At 64.2% G+C, this 17634-nt stretch carries 15 protein-coding genes; 10 read left to right on the forward strand and 5 right to left on the reverse strand.

Features of this window, described 5'->3' with window-relative positions; translation table 11 throughout:
- Window positions 1–24: 24 nt before the first annotated feature.
- Entirely contained in the window at window positions 25–681 is a 657-nt protein-coding gene (locus D8767_RS02045; RefSeq protein ID WP_016712556.1) for an HAD family phosphatase, read from the reverse strand.
- A 141-nt stretch (window positions 682–822) separates the two neighbouring features.
- Here D8767_RS02045 and D8767_RS02050 point away from each other — a divergent pair, with 141 nt between their 5' ends.
- Window positions 823–1302 (forward strand): RNA pyrophosphohydrolase, encoded by a 480-nt coding sequence (locus D8767_RS02050; RefSeq protein WP_003249017.1) that lies wholly within the window; start codon window positions 823–825, stop codon window positions 1300–1302.
- Between the two features lie 22 nt (window positions 1303–1324).
- Entirely contained in the window at window positions 1325–3604 is a 2280-nt protein-coding gene (gene ptsP / locus D8767_RS02055; RefSeq protein WP_016712555.1) for a phosphoenolpyruvate--protein phosphotransferase, read from the forward strand.
- Window positions 3605–3655: 51 nt separating this feature from the next.
- Here the strand turns inward: ptsP and D8767_RS02060 are convergent, their stop codons facing one another.
- Window positions 3656–4402, reverse strand: a complete 747-nt coding sequence (locus D8767_RS02060; protein WP_016712554.1) for an NRDE family protein — start codon at window positions 4400–4402, stop codon at window positions 3656–3658.
- A gap of 129 nt (window positions 4403–4531) precedes the next feature.
- Between D8767_RS02060 and D8767_RS02065 the strand changes: the two genes are divergently transcribed.
- The 3 genes from D8767_RS02065 to D8767_RS02075 are packed head-to-tail and all read left to right on the forward strand — an operon-like array spanning window position 4532 to window position 7160.
- Complete coding sequence (locus D8767_RS02065) at window positions 4532–5314, forward strand: sulfite exporter TauE/SafE family protein (RefSeq protein WP_016712553.1); 783 nt, start codon at window positions 4532–4534, stop codon at window positions 5312–5314.
- Between the two features lie 16 nt (window positions 5315–5330).
- On the forward strand, window positions 5331–6140 hold the full coding sequence (gene lgt, locus D8767_RS02070) for a prolipoprotein diacylglyceryl transferase (protein WP_016712552.1): 810 nt from the start codon (window positions 5331–5333) through the stop codon (window positions 6138–6140).
- Window positions 6141–6188: 48 nt separating this feature from the next.
- Window positions 6189–7160: a thymidylate synthase gene (locus D8767_RS02075; protein WP_016712551.1), complete on the forward strand. Its 972-nt coding sequence runs from the start codon at window positions 6189–6191 to the stop codon at window positions 7158–7160.
- A gap of 57 nt (window positions 7161–7217) precedes the next feature.
- On the opposite strand, the gene cadR is transcribed toward D8767_RS02075, so the two are convergent.
- Window positions 7218–7661: a cadmium resistance transcriptional regulator CadR gene (gene cadR, locus D8767_RS02080; protein WP_016712550.1), complete on the reverse strand. Its 444-nt coding sequence runs from the start codon at window positions 7659–7661 to the stop codon at window positions 7218–7220.
- 83 nt (window positions 7662–7744) lie between these two features.
- On the opposite strand from cadR, the gene D8767_RS02085 reads away from it, so the two are divergent.
- From D8767_RS02085 to D8767_RS02105, 5 genes are all read left to right on the forward strand, one after another.
- Window positions 7745–9958, forward strand: a complete 2214-nt coding sequence (locus D8767_RS02085; RefSeq protein WP_060709863.1) for a heavy metal translocating P-type ATPase — start codon at window positions 7745–7747, stop codon at window positions 9956–9958.
- Window positions 9959–9967: 9 nt separating this feature from the next.
- A complete protein-coding gene (locus D8767_RS02090; protein WP_016712548.1) occupies window positions 9968–10837 on the forward strand; it encodes a LysR family transcriptional regulator in 870 nt (289 codons plus the stop codon).
- Window positions 10838–10955: 118 nt separating this feature from the next.
- On the forward strand, window positions 10956–12014 hold the full coding sequence (locus tag D8767_RS02095; RefSeq protein WP_016712547.1) for a putative 2-aminoethylphosphonate ABC transporter ATP-binding protein: 1059 nt from the start codon (window positions 10956–10958) through the stop codon (window positions 12012–12014).
- 1 nt (window position 12015) lies between these two features.
- Window positions 12016–13740, forward strand: a complete 1725-nt coding sequence (locus D8767_RS02100) for a putative 2-aminoethylphosphonate ABC transporter permease subunit (RefSeq protein WP_016712546.1) — start codon at window positions 12016–12018, stop codon at window positions 13738–13740.
- An 18-nt stretch (window positions 13741–13758) separates the two neighbouring features.
- Entirely contained in the window at window positions 13759–14784 is a 1026-nt protein-coding gene (locus D8767_RS02105) for a putative 2-aminoethylphosphonate ABC transporter substrate-binding protein (protein WP_016712545.1), read from the forward strand.
- Between the two features lie 62 nt (window positions 14785–14846).
- Here D8767_RS02105 and D8767_RS02110 read toward each other — a convergent pair whose 3' ends face one another.
- Entirely contained in the window at window positions 14847–16211 is a 1365-nt protein-coding gene (locus D8767_RS02110) for a GTPase/DUF3482 domain-containing protein (protein WP_016712544.1), read from the reverse strand.
- On the reverse strand, window positions 16204–17595 hold the full coding sequence (locus D8767_RS02115; protein ID WP_016712543.1) for a DUF2868 domain-containing protein: 1392 nt from the start codon (window positions 17593–17595) through the stop codon (window positions 16204–16206). Before D8767_RS02115 ends, D8767_RS02110 begins: the two co-directional genes overlap by 8 nt.
- Between the last annotated feature and the right edge of the window lie 39 nt (window positions 17596–17634).

The raw sequence follows: 17634 nt of genomic DNA on the forward strand, positions 1-17634 counted from the left end.
CTTTGCAGCCCATCGCCGGCAATCTCAAGCCCTGAGCGAAACCACCGGCCACCCACGCTTTTCAGCCTCGGCCCGAAGATTCGGGTCCGGGTCCACCGCCACCGCATGCGTCACCCGCTGCAACAGCGGCAAATCATTCATCGAGTCGCTGTAGAAATAGCTGTCCTCAAGATCAAAGCCGTTCTCCAGCATCCAGCGCTGCAGCCGCGTCACCTTTCCTTCACGGAAACACGGTATATCGGTACTGCGCCCGGTATAGCGGCCTTCATGCCTTTCGCATTCAGTCGCCAACAACACCTTCACCCCAAGGCGCCGGGCAATCGGTGCGGTGACGAAGCGGTTGGTGGCGGTAATGATCACCAGCTGGTCGCCCGCCTCACGGTGTTGCTGCAGCAAGGCCAGGGCCTTGGGCAGGATGATCGGCTCGATGCAGTCGCGCATGAAGTCGCGGTGCCATTCGTCCAGCTGGGCTGCGGGCGTTGCCGCCAGGATTTCCATGGAGAAGGCCAGGTAGGCCTGCAGGTCCAGGGTGCCGTTGAGGTAGTCCTGGTAGAAGCCATCGTTGCGCTGCTTGTAGGCAACCGGGTCAAGGATGCCGCGCTGGCACAGGTAGTCACCCCAGGCATGGTCGCTGTCGCCACCGAGGAGGGTATTGTCCAGGTCGAATAAAGCCAGGCGCATCGCGGTCACTCGTATCAGCCTCAGGGTAGGCCCGCAGAATACGGAGTTTTCACGCTGCTGCACATAAGCTTGGCGGGCGCGTTGCTGCGCTCGCAAGCTTTGTGGAACAATGCGGTGACATGCGTTTGCGAGGTTGCTGCCGTGATCGACCCGGATGGTTTTCGCCCCAATGTCGGGATCATTCTCACGAATGATGCCGGGCAGGTGCTATGGGCTCGACGGATCAACCAGGATGCCTGGCAGTTCCCCCAGGGTGGTATAAACCCTGACGAGACGCCGGAAGATGCCCTGTACCGCGAGCTGAACGAAGAAGTTGGCCTTGAACGCGATGATGTGGAAATTCTTGCCTGCACCCGCGGCTGGTTGCGTTATCGTTTACCCCAGCGATTGGTCCGTACCCACAGCCAGCCGCTGTGCATCGGCCAGAAGCAGAAGTGGTTCCTGCTGCGCCTGGTCAGCAACGAACAGCGGGTGCGGATGGACCTGACCGGCAAGCCGGAATTCGACGGCTGGCGCTGGGTGAGCTATTGGTACCCGCTGGGCCAGGTTGTGACATTCAAGCGCGAGGTGTACCGGCGCGCCCTGAAAGAGCTAGCACCGCGTCTGCTGACGCGCGACTGACGACGGAGTTCGACCCCGAGCCATGCTCAATACGCTGCGCAAGATCGTCCAGGAAGTAAACTCCGCCAAAGATCTCAAGTCGGCGTTGGGGATCATTGTCTTGCGCGTCAAGGAAGCCATGGGCAGCCAGGTCTGCTCGGTCTACCTGCTCGACCCGGAAACCAACCGCTTCGTGCTGATGGCTACCGAAGGCCTGAACAAGCGCTCCATCGGCAAGGTCAGCATGGCCCCCAACGAAGGCCTGGTCGGCCTGGTCGGTACCCGGGAAGAGCCGCTGAACCTGGAAAACGCCGCCGACCACCCGCGTTACCGCTACTTTGCCGAAACCGGTGAAGAAAAATTCGCCTCCTTCCTCGGTGCGCCGATCATCCACCACCGCCGCGTGGTCGGGGTGTTGGTCATCCAGCAGAAGGAGCGGCGCCAGTTCGACGAGGGCGAAGAAGCCTTCCTGGTCACCATGAGTGCCCAGCTTGCCGGGGTTATCGCCCACGCCGAGGCCACCGGTTCGATCCGTGGCCTGGGCCGCCAGGGCAAGGGCATCCAGGAAGCCCGCTTCGTCGGTGTGCCAGGCTCGCCTGGCGCCGCCGTGGGCCGCGCGGTGGTGATGCTGCCACCCGCCGACCTGGAAGTGGTGCCGGACAAGACCGTCGATGACATCGACGCCGAACTCAAGCTGTTCCAGAACGCCCTTGAAGGCGTGCGCGACGACATGCGCAAGCTGTCGGCCAAGCTGGCCACCCAGCTGCGCCCGGAAGAGCGCGCGTTGTTCGATGTGTACCTGATGATGCTCGAAGACGCGGCCTTGGGCGGTGAGGTGACCGAAGTCATCAAGACCGGCCAGTGGGCCCAGGGTGCCCTGCGCCAGGTGGTGGGTGAGCACGTCAACCGCTTCGAGCTGATGGACGATGACTACCTGCGCGAGCGCGCCTCCGACGTCAAGGACCTTGGCCGGCGCCTGCTGGCCTACCTGCAGGAAGCCCGTTCGCAGTCGCTGGTGTACGCCGACAACACCATCCTGGTCAGTGAAGAGCTGACCCCGGCCATGCTTGGCGAAGTGCCGGAAGGCAAGCTGGCTGGCCTGGTCTCGGTGCTGGGCTCGGGCAACTCCCACGTTGCTATCCTGGCTCGCGCCATGGGCATCCCCACGGTGATGGGCCTGGTCGACCTGCCGTATTCCAAGGTCGACGGCATCGAGCTGATCGTCGATGGCTACAAGGGTGAAGTCTTTACCAACCCGAGCGAAGTGCTGCGTAAGCAGTACAGCGACGTGGTCGAGGAGGAACGCCAGCTGGCACAGGGCCTGGACGCCCTGCGCGAACTGCCCTGCGTCACCCCGGACGGCCACCGCATGCCGCTGTGGGTCAACACCGGCTTGCTGGCCGACGTGGCCCGCGCCCAGCAGCGTGGCGCCGAAGGGGTTGGTTTGTACCGCACCGAAGTGCCGTTCATGATCAACCAGCGCTTCCCCAGCGAGAAGGAGCAGCTGGCCATCTACCGCGAGCAGCTGGCGGCGTTCCACCCGCTGCCAGTGACCATGCGCACCCTGGACATTGGCGGTGACAAGGCGCTCTCGTACTTCCCGATCAAGGAAGAAAACCCCTTCCTCGGGTGGCGTGGCATCCGCGTCACCCTCGACCACCCGGAAATCTTCCTGGTGCAGACCCGCGCCATGCTCAAGGCCAGCGAGGGCCTGAACAACCTGCGCATCCTGCTGCCGATGATTTCCGGCATCCACGAGTTGGAAGAAGCCCTGCACCTGATACACCGCGCCTGGGGTGAGGTGCGTGACGAAGGTACCGACGTGCCAATGCCGCCAGTGGGCGTGATGGTGGAAATTCCAGCGGCGGTGTATCAGACCAAGGAACTGGCGCGGCAGGTGGACTTCCTGTCGGTGGGTTCCAACGACCTGACCCAGTACCTGCTGGCGGTGGACCGCAACAACCCACGGGTTGCCGACCTTTACGACTACCTGCACCCGGCGGTGCTACAAGCGTTGAACACGGTAGTGCGCGACGCCCATGGCGAAGGCAAGCCGGTGAGCATCTGCGGTGAGATGGCTGGTGACCCGGCGGCGGCGATCCTGTTGATGGCCATGGGTTTCGACAGTTTGTCGATGAACGCCACCAACTTGCCGAAAGTGAAGTGGATGCTGCGCCAGGTGAACCTGGGCAAGGCCAAGGAGCTGTTGGCTGAAGCCTTGAGCCATGACAACCCGCAGGTTATCCACAGCTCGCTGCAGTTGGCGCTGAAGAACCTTGGGTTGGCGCGGATGATTGGGCCTGGGGCCAATAAAACCCTTTGATTTGTTGGGGCCGCTTTGCGGCCCTTTCGCGGCGCAGCAGCCCCATGGCCCTCAAACCGCGAACTCAACTTCCCCGAGGTGTCCACCAAAGGGGCCGAAACTGCGCTCAATCAGCTGCCTTCTGCCCTGATCATCCACAATCAGCACCGTACTCGCCCGCGTCCCGTAGTTCTGGCTGGCAATAAACACACTCGACAGTAGTTTCTCGGTCGCCACCCCAACGCCAGTCTCAGGTAGATCACCATCCGCCGCAGGCTCGTTATCTGCCAGCAACGCCAGCAACCGCTGCGGTTCCGGCGTTTCCAGCAACCCTTCCAGCCCACTGCGCGCCTTCACCAACTTCGGCCAAGGTGTGTCCAGCCCGGCGTTGGAAAGCCCGTAAACCCCCGCCGCCAGCAGGCGCGGCGTGGCATCTCGCGCATGCAGGTAACCCAGATGCTGCCCATCACCCACCAGCAGGTTGAACCCCGAATACTGCCCACTGTGACTGGCCACCTGGTCCAGGTAAGCCTCGACCCCCAACTCACCTTTCAGATATGCCGCCACCAGCTCGCCCCGTGAGCGCGGCCCCACCGCCTGACCTGGGTCACGGATATTGGTCAACGCGGCAAAGCGCCCCTGCGGCCCCACGCCCAGCCAAGTGCCACCGGCCTCCAGGTCGCGGCCGGCATGCACGCCGGGGGCGTTCTCCCAGGCCGCCAGGGCCTGGGTGGGGCGGGCATAGAACTCGTCGCGGTTGGCCGCGACGATCAGCGGCAGGGCATGCCCCGGCCGCCAGGCGAATACGATCAGGCACATCGGTTGGGCCTCTGTGTTTTATGCCACTGTACCCACAGCGGCGGGGCGGATCCATCCTGTCACAGAGTTCACTAGAGCCCTGAGCCCGGCTTCCGTTACCATGCCGGATTGTTTTGCTGGGGAAGCCGAATGGAATTCGTGCTCTATCTGCTGTTGGGCGCCTGTGCCGGTGTGCTGGCCGGGCTGTTTGGCGTGGGCGGCGGCATCATCATCGTGCCGGTGCTGGTGTTCAGCTTCACCTTGCAGGGCTTCGATGCCTCGGTGCTGACCCACCTGGCCGTCGGCACGTCGCTGGCCACCATCATCTTTACCTCGATCAACGCCGTGCTCGAACACCAGCGCAAAGGGGCCGTGCAATGGCCGATCTTCGCCTGGATGACCCTCGGCATCCTCATTGGTGCCGGCATCGGTGCCAAGACGGCCTCGCTGATCCAGGGCCCGCTGCTGCAGAAGATCATCGGCGTGTTCGCCCTGGTCATCGCCGCGCAGATGGCCCTGGACCTCAAGCCCAGGGCCAGCCGTGGCATCCCCGGCAAACCCGCGTTGATCGGCGCGGGCGGGGTGATTGGCTGGGCCTCGGCCATTTTCGGCATTGGCGGCGGTTCGCTGACCGTGCCGTTCCTGACCTGGCGCAGCCTGCCCATGCAGCAGGCAGTGGCCACGTCCTCGGCCTGTGGCCTGCCGATTGCCGTGGCAAGTGCCCTGAGTTTCATGCTGCTGGGCTGGCACGAAGAGCACCTGCCACCCCATAGCCTGGGCTACGTGTACCTGCCGGCGCTGGTCGGCATTGCCGTGACCAGCATGTTTTTCGCCCGCTTCGGCGCGCGCCTGGCGCACAAGCTGTCGCCCCGTTTGTTGAAACGCCTGTTCGCAGCACTGCTGTTCTGTGTCGGCCTCAGCTTTTTGATTTGAATCGAGAGGAAGTTCCATGCTGCCTTACCCGCAGATAGACCCCGTGGCCGTGGCCCTCGGGCCGCTGAAAATCCACTGGTACGGCCTGATGTACCTGATCGGCATCGGCGGCGCCTGGCTGTTGGCCTCGCGTCGGCTGAACCGCTTCGACTCTACCTGGTCGCGGGAGAAACTGTCCGACCTGGTGTTCTGGCTTTCGATGGGGGTGATCGTCGGTGGGCGGTTGGGCTATGTGCTGTTCTATGACCTGCACCAGTACCTGGCCAACCCGACGCTGATCTTCGAGGTGTGGAAGGGCGGCATGTCGTTCCACGGCGGCTTCATTGGCGTGATGCTGGCGGCCTTGTGGTTCGGCAAGCGCAACAACAAGTCGTTCTTCGAACTGATGGATTTCGTCGCCCCACTGGTGCCGATCGGCCTGGGCGCCGGGCGTATTGGCAACTTCATCAACGCCGAGCTGTGGGGCAAGGCGACCGACGTGCCGTGGGCGATGGTTTTCCCGCCGTTCAGCGACCCGGCCCAGTTGCCCCGTCATCCGTCGCAGCTGTACCAGTTTGCCCTGGAAGGTGTGGCATTATTCGTGATTCTCTGGTTGTACTCTCGCAAGCCGCGCCCGACCATGGCCGTTTCCGGCATGTTCGCGCTGTTCTACGGCATTTTCCGCTTTATCGTGGAGTTTGTGCGAGTGCCTGATGCCCAGCTTGGCTACATTGCCTTCGGCTGGTTGACCATGGGTCAGTTGCTTTGCGTGCCGATGATTGTCGGCGGCATCTTCTTGATCTGGCTGGCCTACAACCGCAAACCTACGGCAAAACCAGCCGTATGATTTTCACGGCAGGGGTGATCCCCCTGCCGTTCTTGTTACAGGAAAGTCATGAAACAGTATCTAGATCTGGTCCGTGAAGTCATCGAGAACGGTACGTTGCAAGGCAATCGCACCGGCATCCGTACCATCAGCCTGCCGGGCGCCATGCTGCGCTTCGACCTGCAGAAGGGCTTCCCGGCCATCACCACGCGCAAGCTGGCGTTCAAGTCGGCGATCGGCGAAATGGTCGGCTTTCTGCGTGGCGTAAAGAACGCCGGTGAATTCCGTGAGCTGGGCTGCAAGGTCTGGGACCAGAACGCCAACGAGAACGCCCAGTGGCTGGCGAACCCGTTCCGCCAGGGCCATGACGACCTGGGCGAAATCTACGGCGTGCAATGGCGCCAGTGGCCGGGCTACAAGCGCATCCCGCTGAGCAACCCGGCGGCCATCGAAATGGCCGAAAAGGCAGGCTTCCGTCGCATCGCTCAGGACGAAGAGGGCGGCGTCGCGTTCGTCATCCTGTACAAGGCCATCGACCAGGTGCGCCAGTGCCTGGACACCATCGCCAACGACCCGGGCAGCCGCCGTATTCTGTTCCACGGCTGGAACTGCGCGCAGCTGGACGAAATGGCCCTGCCGCCGTGCCACCTGCTGTACCAGTTCCACCCGAATGTAGAGACCAAGGAAATCTCCCTGACCCTTTACATCCGCTCCAACGACCTGGGCCTGGGCACGCCGTTCAACCTCACCGAAGGCGCGGCGCTGCTGTCGCTGTTCGGCCGCCTGACCGGGTATACCCCGCGCTGGTTCACCTACTTCATTGGTGATGCCCATGTGTATGAAAACCACTTGGACATGCTGAATGAGCAGCTCAAGCGCGAGCCGCTGGAGGCGCCGAAGCTGGTGATCAGTGATCGCGTGCCGGCGTTTGCCGAGACCGGCAAGTATGAGCCGGAGTGGCTGGAGAAGATCGAGCCGAGTGACTTCTGGCTGGAAGGGTATGAGCACCATGCGCCGATGACGGCGCCGATGGCGGTCTGACAGATCTCCATTACCTGAACTGGCCTATTCGCGGGCGTGCCCGCGAATGCTTTCGGCTTAATGCCCGTGACTTCGCCCCACATGCGAATGCTCGGTATCCGGCACCGATACTGCCCCGTTCGTCTCCAGTTGCTGCAAGATCGCGCATTCCGCCCCTTGCGCATTGCAGCGCCGCCGCAGCTCCACCAGCTGTTCCTGCAACGCCACCAGACCATCGATCCGTGCCTGCACATGCTCGATATGCTCGTCGATCAGCGCATTGACGCTGCCGCACGAATCATCGGGGCTGTCGCGCAGGCGTAGCAGGCTGCGGATTTCATCCAGGGTCATGTCCAGGGTGCGGCAGTTGCGGATGAAGGTGAGCCGCTCGACGTGGGCCTGGGTGTACAGCCGGTAGTTGCCGTCGCTGCGCGCCGGCTCCGGCAGCAGCTGTTCACGCTCGTAGTAGCGGATGGTTTCCACGGCGCAGTCGGTGGCTTTGGCCAGCTCTCCGATCTTCATCACGAAATCTCCAGCAAATGGCTTGACCCTATAGTGGCTACAGGGTGTTCCATTGGCAACAGGCTCAAATTAAGGATGACCCCATGAACCAGCCTGTCAGCCACGAACACAAACACGATCACCACGCCCACAGCTGCTGTGGCAGCGCTGCTGCGCCAGCCTTGGTCCAGCTGAGCGAAAAGGCCAGCAGCCACGCCCAGTTCAGCCGTTTCCGCATCGAGGCCATGGACTGCCCTACCGAGCAGACCCTGATCCAGGACAAGCTGGGCAAGCTGGCCGGTATCGAGCAGCTCGAATTCAACCTGATTAACCGTGTGCTTGGCGTGCGCCACACCCTGGGTGGCACTGCTGAAATCGAGCAGGCCATCGACAGCTTGGGCATGAAAGCCGAGCCGCTTGGCGCCGAAGACGATGGCACCGCCAGTGCACCACAAGTGGCCAAGACCCGCTGGTGGCCGCTAGCGCTGTCCGGTATTGCCGCGATCGCCGCCGAAATCGTGCACTTTGCCGCGCTGGCCCCGGAGTGGGTGGTGGCGGCGCTGGCGCTGGCAGCGATCCTCGGCTGTGGCCTGGGTACTTACAAGAAGGGCTGGATCGCCCTGAAAAACCGCAACCTCAACATCAACGCGCTGATGAGCATTGCTGTGACTGGCGCGGTGCTGATCGGCCAGTGGCCGGAAGCGGCCATGGTGATGGTGCTGTTCACCGTCGCCGAGCTGATCGAAGCGCGCTCGCTGGACCGCGCACGCAATGCCATCGGCGGGCTAATGCAGCTGACCCCGGACATGGCCACGGTGCAGCAGGTCGACGGCCAGTGGCGCGAGGTAGAGGTGCGTGAAGTGGCCATCGGCGCCTTGGTGCGGGTGCGCCCCGGCGAACGTATTGGCCTGGATGGTGAAGTGATCAGCGGCCAATCCAGCGTCGATCAGGCGCCGATCACCGGCGAAAGCCTGCCTGTAGAGAAGGCAGTGGGCGACAAGCTGTTCGCCGGCACCATCAACCAGGCAGGGGCGCTGGAGTTTCGTGTTACCGCTGTTGCCGGGCAATCGACCCTGGCGCGGATCATCAAGGCCGTCGAGGAAGCGCAAGGCGCGCGGGCGCCGACCCAGCGCTTCGTCGACCGCTTCTCGCGCATCTACACCCCGGTGGTGTTTGCCATCGCCTTGGCCGTGGCGGTGATTCCGCCGCTGCTCATGGCCGGTGCGTGGTTCGACTGGATCTACCGCGCCCTGGTGCTGCTGGTGGTCGCGTGCCCGTGCGCCCTGGTGATCTCGACCCCGGTGACCATCGTCAGCGGCCTGGCCGCTGCGGCGCGCAAAGGCATCCTGATCAAGGGCGGTGTTTACCTGGAGGGCGGTCGCCACCTGGACTTCCTGGCCCTGGACAAGACCGGCACCATTACCCACGGCAAACCGGTGCAAACCGACGCCAAGGTGCTGGAGCCGCTGTTCGAAGGCCGCGCGCAAGCCCTGGCCGCCAGCCTGGGCGAGCGTTCGGACCACCCGGTTTCCCGTGCCATAGCCCAGTTCGGCAAGGAGCAAGGCCTGGCCTTGAGCGAGGTCGATGACTTCGCCGCCCTGGCCGGGCGCGGCGTGCGCGGTACTATCGCGGGTGAGGTTTACCACTTGGGCAACCACCGCCTGGTCGAGGAACTGGGGCTGTGCTCGCCCGCGCTGGAAACCCAGCTGGATGCGCTGGAGCGCCAGGGCAAGACAGTGGTTTTACTGCTCGACCGCTCTGGCCCGCTGGCGCTGTTCGCGGTGGCCGATACGGTCAAGGACAGCAGCCGCCAGGCCATCGCGGAACTGCATGAGCTGGGTATCAAGACTGTCATGCTGACCGGCGACAATCCGCATACCGCCCAGGCCATCGCCACCGTGGTGGGCATCGACCGTGCCGAAGGCAACCTGCTGCCTGCCGACAAGCTCAAGTGCATCGAAACCCTCTACGCCAAGGGCCATCGGGTGGGCATGGTCGGTGACGGCATCAACGACGCCCCGGCCCTGGCCCGCGCCGAAATCGGCTTTGCCATGGCGGCGGCTGGCACCGACACCGCCATCGAGACTGCCGATGTAGCGTTGATGGACGACGACTTGCGCAAAATCCCGGCCTTCGTCAGGCTGTCGCGCCAAAGTGCGGCGATCCTCATGCAGAACATCGTTCTGGCGTTGGGCATCAAGGCAATATTCCTGGCGATCACCTTTGCCGGCATGGCCACCATGTGGATGGCGGTGTTCGCCGACATGGGCGTGAGCCTGCTGGTGGTGTTCAACGGCTTGCGCCTGCTGCGCAAATAGAGGACGTGCATGCTGAGTTCGGAGCTGAAAGCCTTCTACATGGTGGCCCGCTTGGGCAGCATCACTTTGGCGGCGAAAAAGCTCGGGCTCAGCCAGCCCACGGTGACCACGCAGATCCGCAATCTGGAAAGCCAGTACGCGGTCGAGCTGTTCTACCGTGGCGGGCGGCGCCTGGTGTTGAGTGAAGAGGGCGTCCGCCTGCTGCCGATGGTCAAGGCGCTGCTGCAGCAAGAGGCCGATATCGAGTTCGAGCTGCGCAACAGTGGCCAGGCCCAGGGCAGCCTGCGTATTGCCGCCACGGCGCCTTACTACATTCTCGACCTGGTGAAGATCTATCGCGAGCGCTTGCCGCAGGTGGAAGTGGCGGTGGAAATCGGCAACTCGCAGCAGGTGCTGGAAATGCTTGAAGACTACCGGGTGGACATCGCCGCTTCGTCACAGCTGGTGGAAGATGCCCGGCTGGTGCGGCGGGTGCTGGGGACTGATCCGCTGGTGGTGGCGGTGCATCGCAACCACCCGTTGGCCCAGCGGCAGGCGGTGTCGATCGACGTTGTGGCCGGGCACTGCCTGTTGATGCGCGAGAAGGGCTCGACCACGCGCAAGCTGACCGAGCAGATGCTGCAGGAGGCCGGGGTGAAAGCCGGGGCTTTGCTGGAAATCGGCAGCCGCGAGTCGATCCGCGAAGCGGTGCTGCGCAATATCGGTATCAGCGTGATTGCCCGGCATGAGGTGCCGCATAACCCTGAATTGCGGGTGCTGGCGCTGGAAGATGCGCCGGTGATGCATGAGTATTTGTATTGCCTGAAGGAGCGGCGCCAGGCGCGGTTGCCGGCTGCCTTCCTTGGGGTGGCGCAGGAAGTGGCGGGCTCACACTTCTAGATTTGTTTGGGCAATACAAAATCTGCCAATACCACTATCACTTGCTTTTGCCTTAAAGCCACAGAACCTTCGCACAGCCTGCCTAGCATGGCCCCCATCTCTTCGATGAGGCCCTGCCATGAACCACGCCACCCCCGGCGCACAGATGAAAGTGCGCAACATTCACAAGCGCTTCGGTGCCTTTACGGCGCTCAACGATGTCTCGCTGGACATCGCCGCCGGCGAGCTGGTGTGCCTGCTCGGCCCGTCCGGCTGTGGCAAGACCACGCTGCTGCGCTGCATTGCCGGCCTGGAGCGCCAGGACCGTGGCACGTTGTACATCGGTGAACGCGATATCTCCGAGCTGCCACCCCAGGCCCGTGACTACGGCATCCTGTTCCAGTCCTACGCGCTGTTCCCCAACCTCACCGTCGAGGCCAACATTGCCTACGGCCTGGCCGGCAGTGGCCGCGAGCAGGCCCGCCAGCGGGTGGCTGAAATGCTTGAACTGGTAGGCCTTTCTGGCAGCGAGAAGAAGTACCCCGGCCAGCTCTCCGGTGGCCAGCAGCAACGTGTGGCCCTGGCCCGTGCGCTGGCGCCGTCACCCTCCCTATTGCTGCTCGATGAGCCCATGTCGGCGCTTGACGCACGGGTGCGCGAGCACCTGTGCACCGAACTGCGCCAACTGCAACGCCAGCTGGGCATTACCACCTTGATGGTCACTCACAATCAGGACGAGGCCATGCTGATGGCGGACCGTATTGCGGTGATGAACAACGGCCAGGTTGAGCAGTACGCCACCCCACAGGAAATCTACGACCAGCCGGCCACACCGTTCGTCGCCGAGTTCGTTGGCCAGGGCAACTGGCTGCCTTTCCAGCGCAACGGTGACAGCCATGCCCAGGTCGGCGCCATGAGCATGCGTCTGGCGCCGGGCTCGGCCCAGGCCAGCAGCGGCCGGTTGTTCTGCCGCCCGGAGGCAATCACGGTCAACCCGGTGGTGCACGAGGAAAACCTGTTCCCGGCCATGGTCCGCGAGATTACGTTCCTGGGTAACCGCTGCCGCATGAGCTTCGAACTCAAAGCCCTGCCTGGCCATGCCCTGCTGGCTGAACTGGCCCCCGAAGCCATGCCGCGCCTGGGTTCGCAGGACATCTGGGTGGCCCTGCCGCCGCAGAGCCTGCAGGTGTTTGCCTGAGATGGCCGCGCCAATGTCCCTGCCGTTGACCCAGGCCAACCCCATGCCGCGAGCTGGTATCGCCCTGGGTGACCGGTTGTTCGTCGTCGGCGGCAAGAGCCTGCTGCTGATCCTTCTGGTGCTGGCCGTGCTGATGCCACTGCTGGCGATCTTCTGGCGTGGCTTCAGCGCTGACGCGGGCCAGGGTGGCGGCCTGCTGGCAGCCCGCGACCTGTTCGCCAGCGACAATTTCCATTGGTTGCTGGGCAACAGCCTGTCGGTGGCTTTCACCGTGGCGGCCATCGTGGTGCCGCTGGCGTACCTGTTCGCCTATGCGCTGCAACGCACGCGGATCCCGGCCAAGGGCGTATGGCGGGGGATTTCCCTGCTGCCGCTGCTGGCGCCGTCGATGCTGCCGGCCATCGCGCTGGTCTATCTGTTTGGTAACCAGGGGCTGCTGCGCGGGTTGCTCAGCGACAACATCTACGGCTTCTGGGGCATCGTGCTGGGCGAGGCGATCTACACCTTCCCGCATGCGCTGATGATTCTGTTGTCGGCGCTGTCGTTGGCCGATGCCCGGCTGTTCGATGCGGCCTCCAGCATGGGCGCCGGCCCGTGCCGGGCATTTACCAGCATCACCTGGCCAGCCACGCGGCAAGCGGTATTCGCGGCGTTCTGCCTGGTGTTCACCCTGACCATCACCGACTTCGGTGTACCGGTCGTGGTCGGTGGTGACTATCAGGTACTGGCACTGGAGGCCTACAAGGCGGTGGTGGGCCAGCAACAGTTCGGCCGTGGCGCGTTGATCGGCATGGTCCTGCTGCTGCCGGCGCTGTTCAGCTTCACGGTCGATGCCTGGCTGCGTCGGCGCCAGGGCGAAGCCATGAGCGGTCGTGCCCAGGTGTTCGAGCCCAAGCCATCGCGCAGCCGAGATGCCTGCTTCCTGGCCATCGTGTTGCTGGTGTGCGCGGCGTTGCTGCTGGTGATCGGCATGGCGGTGTATTCCTCGCTGGTCACCTTCTGGCCGTACAACCTGTCGTTGTCGCTGCGTCATTACATGTTCGAAGACACCGCCGGTGGTGGCTGGCTGGCCTACCGCAATAGCGTGACCATGGCCATCGGCACCGCGCTGATCGGCAGCATCGTGATCTTCACCGGTGCTTACCTGATGGAGAAAACCCAGGGCCAGCGCCTGCTCAACCAGATGCTGCGCCTGCTCAGTTTCATCCCCATGGCCGTGCCAGGCCTGGTACTGGGCCTGGGCTACGTCTTCTTCTTCAACCTGAACGGCAACCCGCTGCATGTGTTGTATGGCGGCATGGGGCTGCTGGTGGTGTGCACCATTGCTCACTACCTGACCACCGCACAGATGACCGCAACCACTGCGCTGCGCCAGCTCGACGGCGAGTTCGAGGCCGCCGCGCTGTCGCTGAAGGCACCGCTGTACAAGCACTTCCTGTGGGTGACCGTGCCGATTTGCCTGCCGGCGCTGCTGGACATCATCCGCTACCTGTTCGTCTCGGCCATGACCACGGTTTCGGCGGCGATCTTCCTGTACAGCCCCGGCACCATCCTGGCAGCCGTTGCCGTGCTGAACATGGACGATGCCGGCAACGTGGGCGGTGCTGCTGCCATGTCCACCCTGATTCTGCTGACCAGTGCCGGCGCTTCACTGTTGCTGGCCGCAGCCTCACGCGGCCTGCTGCGCCGCTCCCAAGCCTGGCGCCAACGCGCCGCGACCGTCTGACCTGTAAGGAACCTACCCATGTACAAGCACCTTGCACTTGCCGCTGCCGCTTCTGCCGTGTTCAGCCTGCAGGCCTTGGCCGCCGGTACCCAGCTGACGGTCTACACCGCCCTGGAAGCCGAACAGCTGAAGAGCTACAAGCAGGCCTTCGAAAAGGCCAACCCAGACATCGAGATCAAGTGGGTACGCGACTCCACCGGCATCATCACCGCCAAGCTGCTGGCCGAGAAGGACCGCCCGCAAGCTGACGCCGTGTGGGGCCTGGCGGCGTCCAGCCTGGCCATTCTCGACCAGAACGGCATGCTGGAAGCCTACGCGCCGAAAGACCTGGGCAAGATCGCCGCCAACTACCGCGATGCCGCAAACCCACCGGCCTGGGTGGGCATGGACGTGTGGGCCGCGACCATCTGCTTCAACACCATTGAGGCCGAGAAGCAGGGCCTGAGCAAACCGGTGAGCTGGCAAGACCTGACCAAGCCGGAGTACAAGGGCAAGATCGTCATGCCTAACCCGGCCTCGTCTGGCACGGGTTTCCTTGATGTCAGCGCCTGGTTGCAGACCTTCGGTGAGCCGCAGGGCTGGGCCTACATGGATGCGCTGCACCAGAACATCGGGCAGTACGTTCACTCCGGCTCCAAGCCATGCAAGCTGGCGGCGGCGGGCGAGTTCCCAATCGGTATCTCGTTCGAATACCCGGCCGTGCAGCTCAAGCGCCAGGGCGCGCCGCTGGACATCGTGCTGCCGAAAGAGGGCCTGGGTTGGGAGATCGAGGCGACTGCGGTGATCAAGGGCTCGCCCAAGGCGGATGCGGCCAAGCGGCTGGCCGATTTTTCGGCAAGCCCCGCAGCCATGGAGTTGTACAAGGAGAACTTCGCCGTGCTGGCGGCGCCGGGCATTGCCAAACCGCAGACCGAGTTGCCAGCGGATTATGAGCAGCGCCTGATCAAGAACGACTTTGCCTGGGCCTCGAAGAATCGCGACCAGATTCTGGCTGAATGGCGCAAGCGCTATGACGGTAAGTCGGAGAAGGTGGCCCAGCAGTAACCTTTCGCTTTGCAGCTCTGGCCTCTTCGCGGGTTACCCGCGAAGAGGCCAGACCTGTTTACTCAAAACTGAGAAACCAACGCCTCTAGCTGTTCCTGCCGCTCAGCCTGATTCAGCTTCGACCCTGGATTGAGCGTCGACCACTGCGGATGTGCTCGCGCCTTGACCAGCGCCTCTGGCAACTTGCCTTCACGCCAGGCCTTTTCATCCAGCTCACCCAGCCTGATGCTGTCCTGCGCCGCATGCCCGCGGTTGTCCAGCGCAACCATCAACTGCTGCTGACGCAAGGCCAGCAAGCGCAATACCGTGTCGTCCACGGTCAACTCGCGTTTGCCCTTTAGCTTGCTCATCAACCGCGAACCATAGTTGCGTGCCGTCTGCAGCGCACCACCGGCAATTGCACCTGCCAAGGCCGCTGCACCGAGGGTAAGGCCGCCAACCAGCAAATCAACCCCGGCACCGGCGGCCGCCCCGGCTGCCACACCGCTGCCCAGGCGTACGCCCAGTAGCTTCAGGGTTTCGGGGTTGAACAGGTCGTCACCCCACCGGCCATCCAGCAATGGCAGGTCGCTGGCATGGGCGTCTTCGCGGCGGAAGGCATACAGTTTGAGCAGTGCCTCGACGCAGCGCTGCTCCCGCTGACGTATGTCCCGGCGTAGCGCTTCGATGGCCCGGGCTTCGGCTGCCGGCTCAGCCTCGACACTGCGCCGGCAGGCGGCGCAGTCCAGCAGCAGCTCGGCGATCAGGCGCTTGCCACTGTGCTGGCGCGCCAGGCGCTGCGCCTGCTGGTCGTCGATCAGCCGCTGCAGGGCAGGGCGAGCGTCTTCCAGCAACAGGGCCAGGCTCTCGTACAAACGCCGCTCGCCATCCTCGGGCGGGGCCACGCTGTCGAACCGCACCAACGCGTGAAGCCCAAGCCGCGCAAGGGCTTCACGCCATTGCGGCTCGCGGTGCTGGTGGCTGGCGACGAAGTTGAGCACCGGCAGCAACGGCTTGCCGCAGCTGGCCAGCACTTCCAGCTCGTCGCGGTATTTGGCCAACACCGGCTCACGCGCATCGATCACGTACAGGCCGGCATTGCTGGCCAGCAGCTGGCGCAGCACCTTGGCCTCCTGCTCGAAGCGCTGACGTGCTTCGCTGCCCTGAAGAAAGCGCTCCAGGCGGGCCGGGCCGTCCAGGCGCTCGCCTGGGCGCTCCAGGCGTTCGAGGTAGTCGAGCAAAGCGATGGCATCTTCCAGGCCCGGTGTGTCGTACAGCTCCAGCATGGGTTCGCCGTCCACCGACAAGCGCGCACCTTCCACATGGCGGGTGGTGCTGGGGCGGTGGGAGACTTCGCCAAAGCCGACGTCACGGGTGAGGGTGCGCAGCAGCGAGGTCTTGCCGACGTTGGTGTGGCCGACCACGGCCAGTTTCAGCGGCTCAGTCATGGCCATGCTCCAGCCAGGTCAATGGCGAGGTGTCGGCGTGCGCGAGGCCAAGGCGGTCGAGGGCTTCGTGCCAGTCACCCAGGCGCTGGGCATCGAGGGCCTGACCAGGCGCGGCCTGTAGTAGCCAGATTCGGGTCGCACCGGCATTGCGCGCCAGTTCGGCGAGCAGTGCCAGGCTGCCGCGGTCGGGTGAACGCCGTGGGTCGCAGGCGATGGCCAGGCGTGCGGGCGGGAAGCGGCTAAGTTGTTCAAGCAGGCGGTTGCGCGATTCGCGGCTGTCGAGCACACCGGCATCGGTCACGTTTTTGGGCAGGGCGGGCGGCCAAGGGCGCTGGTCGTCCAGTTCCAGGCCGACCAGCAGGGCACCGCTGCTGCCGCTTTCCAGCTGGCCTACGGCAAACTGCGGCAAGGCATCGGGGGCGGGGTCCTGTACGCCGATGCGCTCGCTGCGGGGCATCAGCGCATCTCGCAGGTGCGCGTAGCCGGGCAGGCTAAGGTCCAGCGTCAGGCGCTCGCGGCCCTGGCGCCAGCGCCACAGGCATAACGCGGCCAGCAGCAAGCGCGGCAGCAGGCCATACACCAGCACTACGCCGAGCAGCCAGCTGGCCCAGGCCTGGCGGGCCAGGTCCAGCGCGGGCAAGGTGTCGCCGCTGGCGCGGATCATGGCCTCGTCGGGTATGGCAAAGCCCAGCAACGAGGGCAGGGCGCCCAGGGCCTGGGTCAGGTGGATGAACGGGTCGGCGGCAAGCAGCGTGGTTTCCCAGACGAAGCCATAGCGCCGGGTCGCCAGCAAGGCCAGCAGCATGCCCAGCGCGGTGAGCATCGCCAGCAGCCACAGGCCGTGTACCAGCAGGCCGAGCAACCAGCGGTTGAGCCGCTGGCGTTGCAGCAGCACTAGCAGCGCAGGTGCCAAGTGCGCGGCTTTGGCATCGCGGGCAAAGCGTTCGCTAAGCCATAGCCACAGGCGGCCCAGCCCCGCGCCGTGCTCGCCACTGATGGCAAGGCCAACGGCCCAGCCCAGCAGCATCAGCAGGTTCAGCCCGAGCAGGCTGCCCAAGGCCCAGAATACGTTGACCGGCCGTTGCCCATCGCCCAGGGCGGCCAGTGCCATGCCGGCGCCGCTGAGCACGGCCAGCAGCAACAAGGCCAGCAGCGCCAGGCGCGCCCCCTGCTTCCAGTGGTGCAAGGCGACAGTCATGCCGTCGCGTTCGGCCAGGCACAGCGCACGGGTTTCGATGCGGGCCGCCAGGTCGCCGCCCAGTTGGCGGGCGCGGCGGTTGGCCTCCTGGTCTTCCAGAGGGCCGGCATGTTCTTCACGCAGGCGTACCGCTTCGGTGAGCCAGCGCTTGTCCAGTGAAGTGGGTGCAGTCACAAGGTCTTCCATTGCACAGGTCAGGGCAGAAGCATAACCCACACGCCCGGT

This window comes from Pseudomonas sp. LTGT-11-2Z, assembly GCF_003691445.1.
Lineage (GTDB): Bacteria > Pseudomonadota > Gammaproteobacteria > Pseudomonadales > Pseudomonadaceae > Aquipseudomonas > Aquipseudomonas monteilii.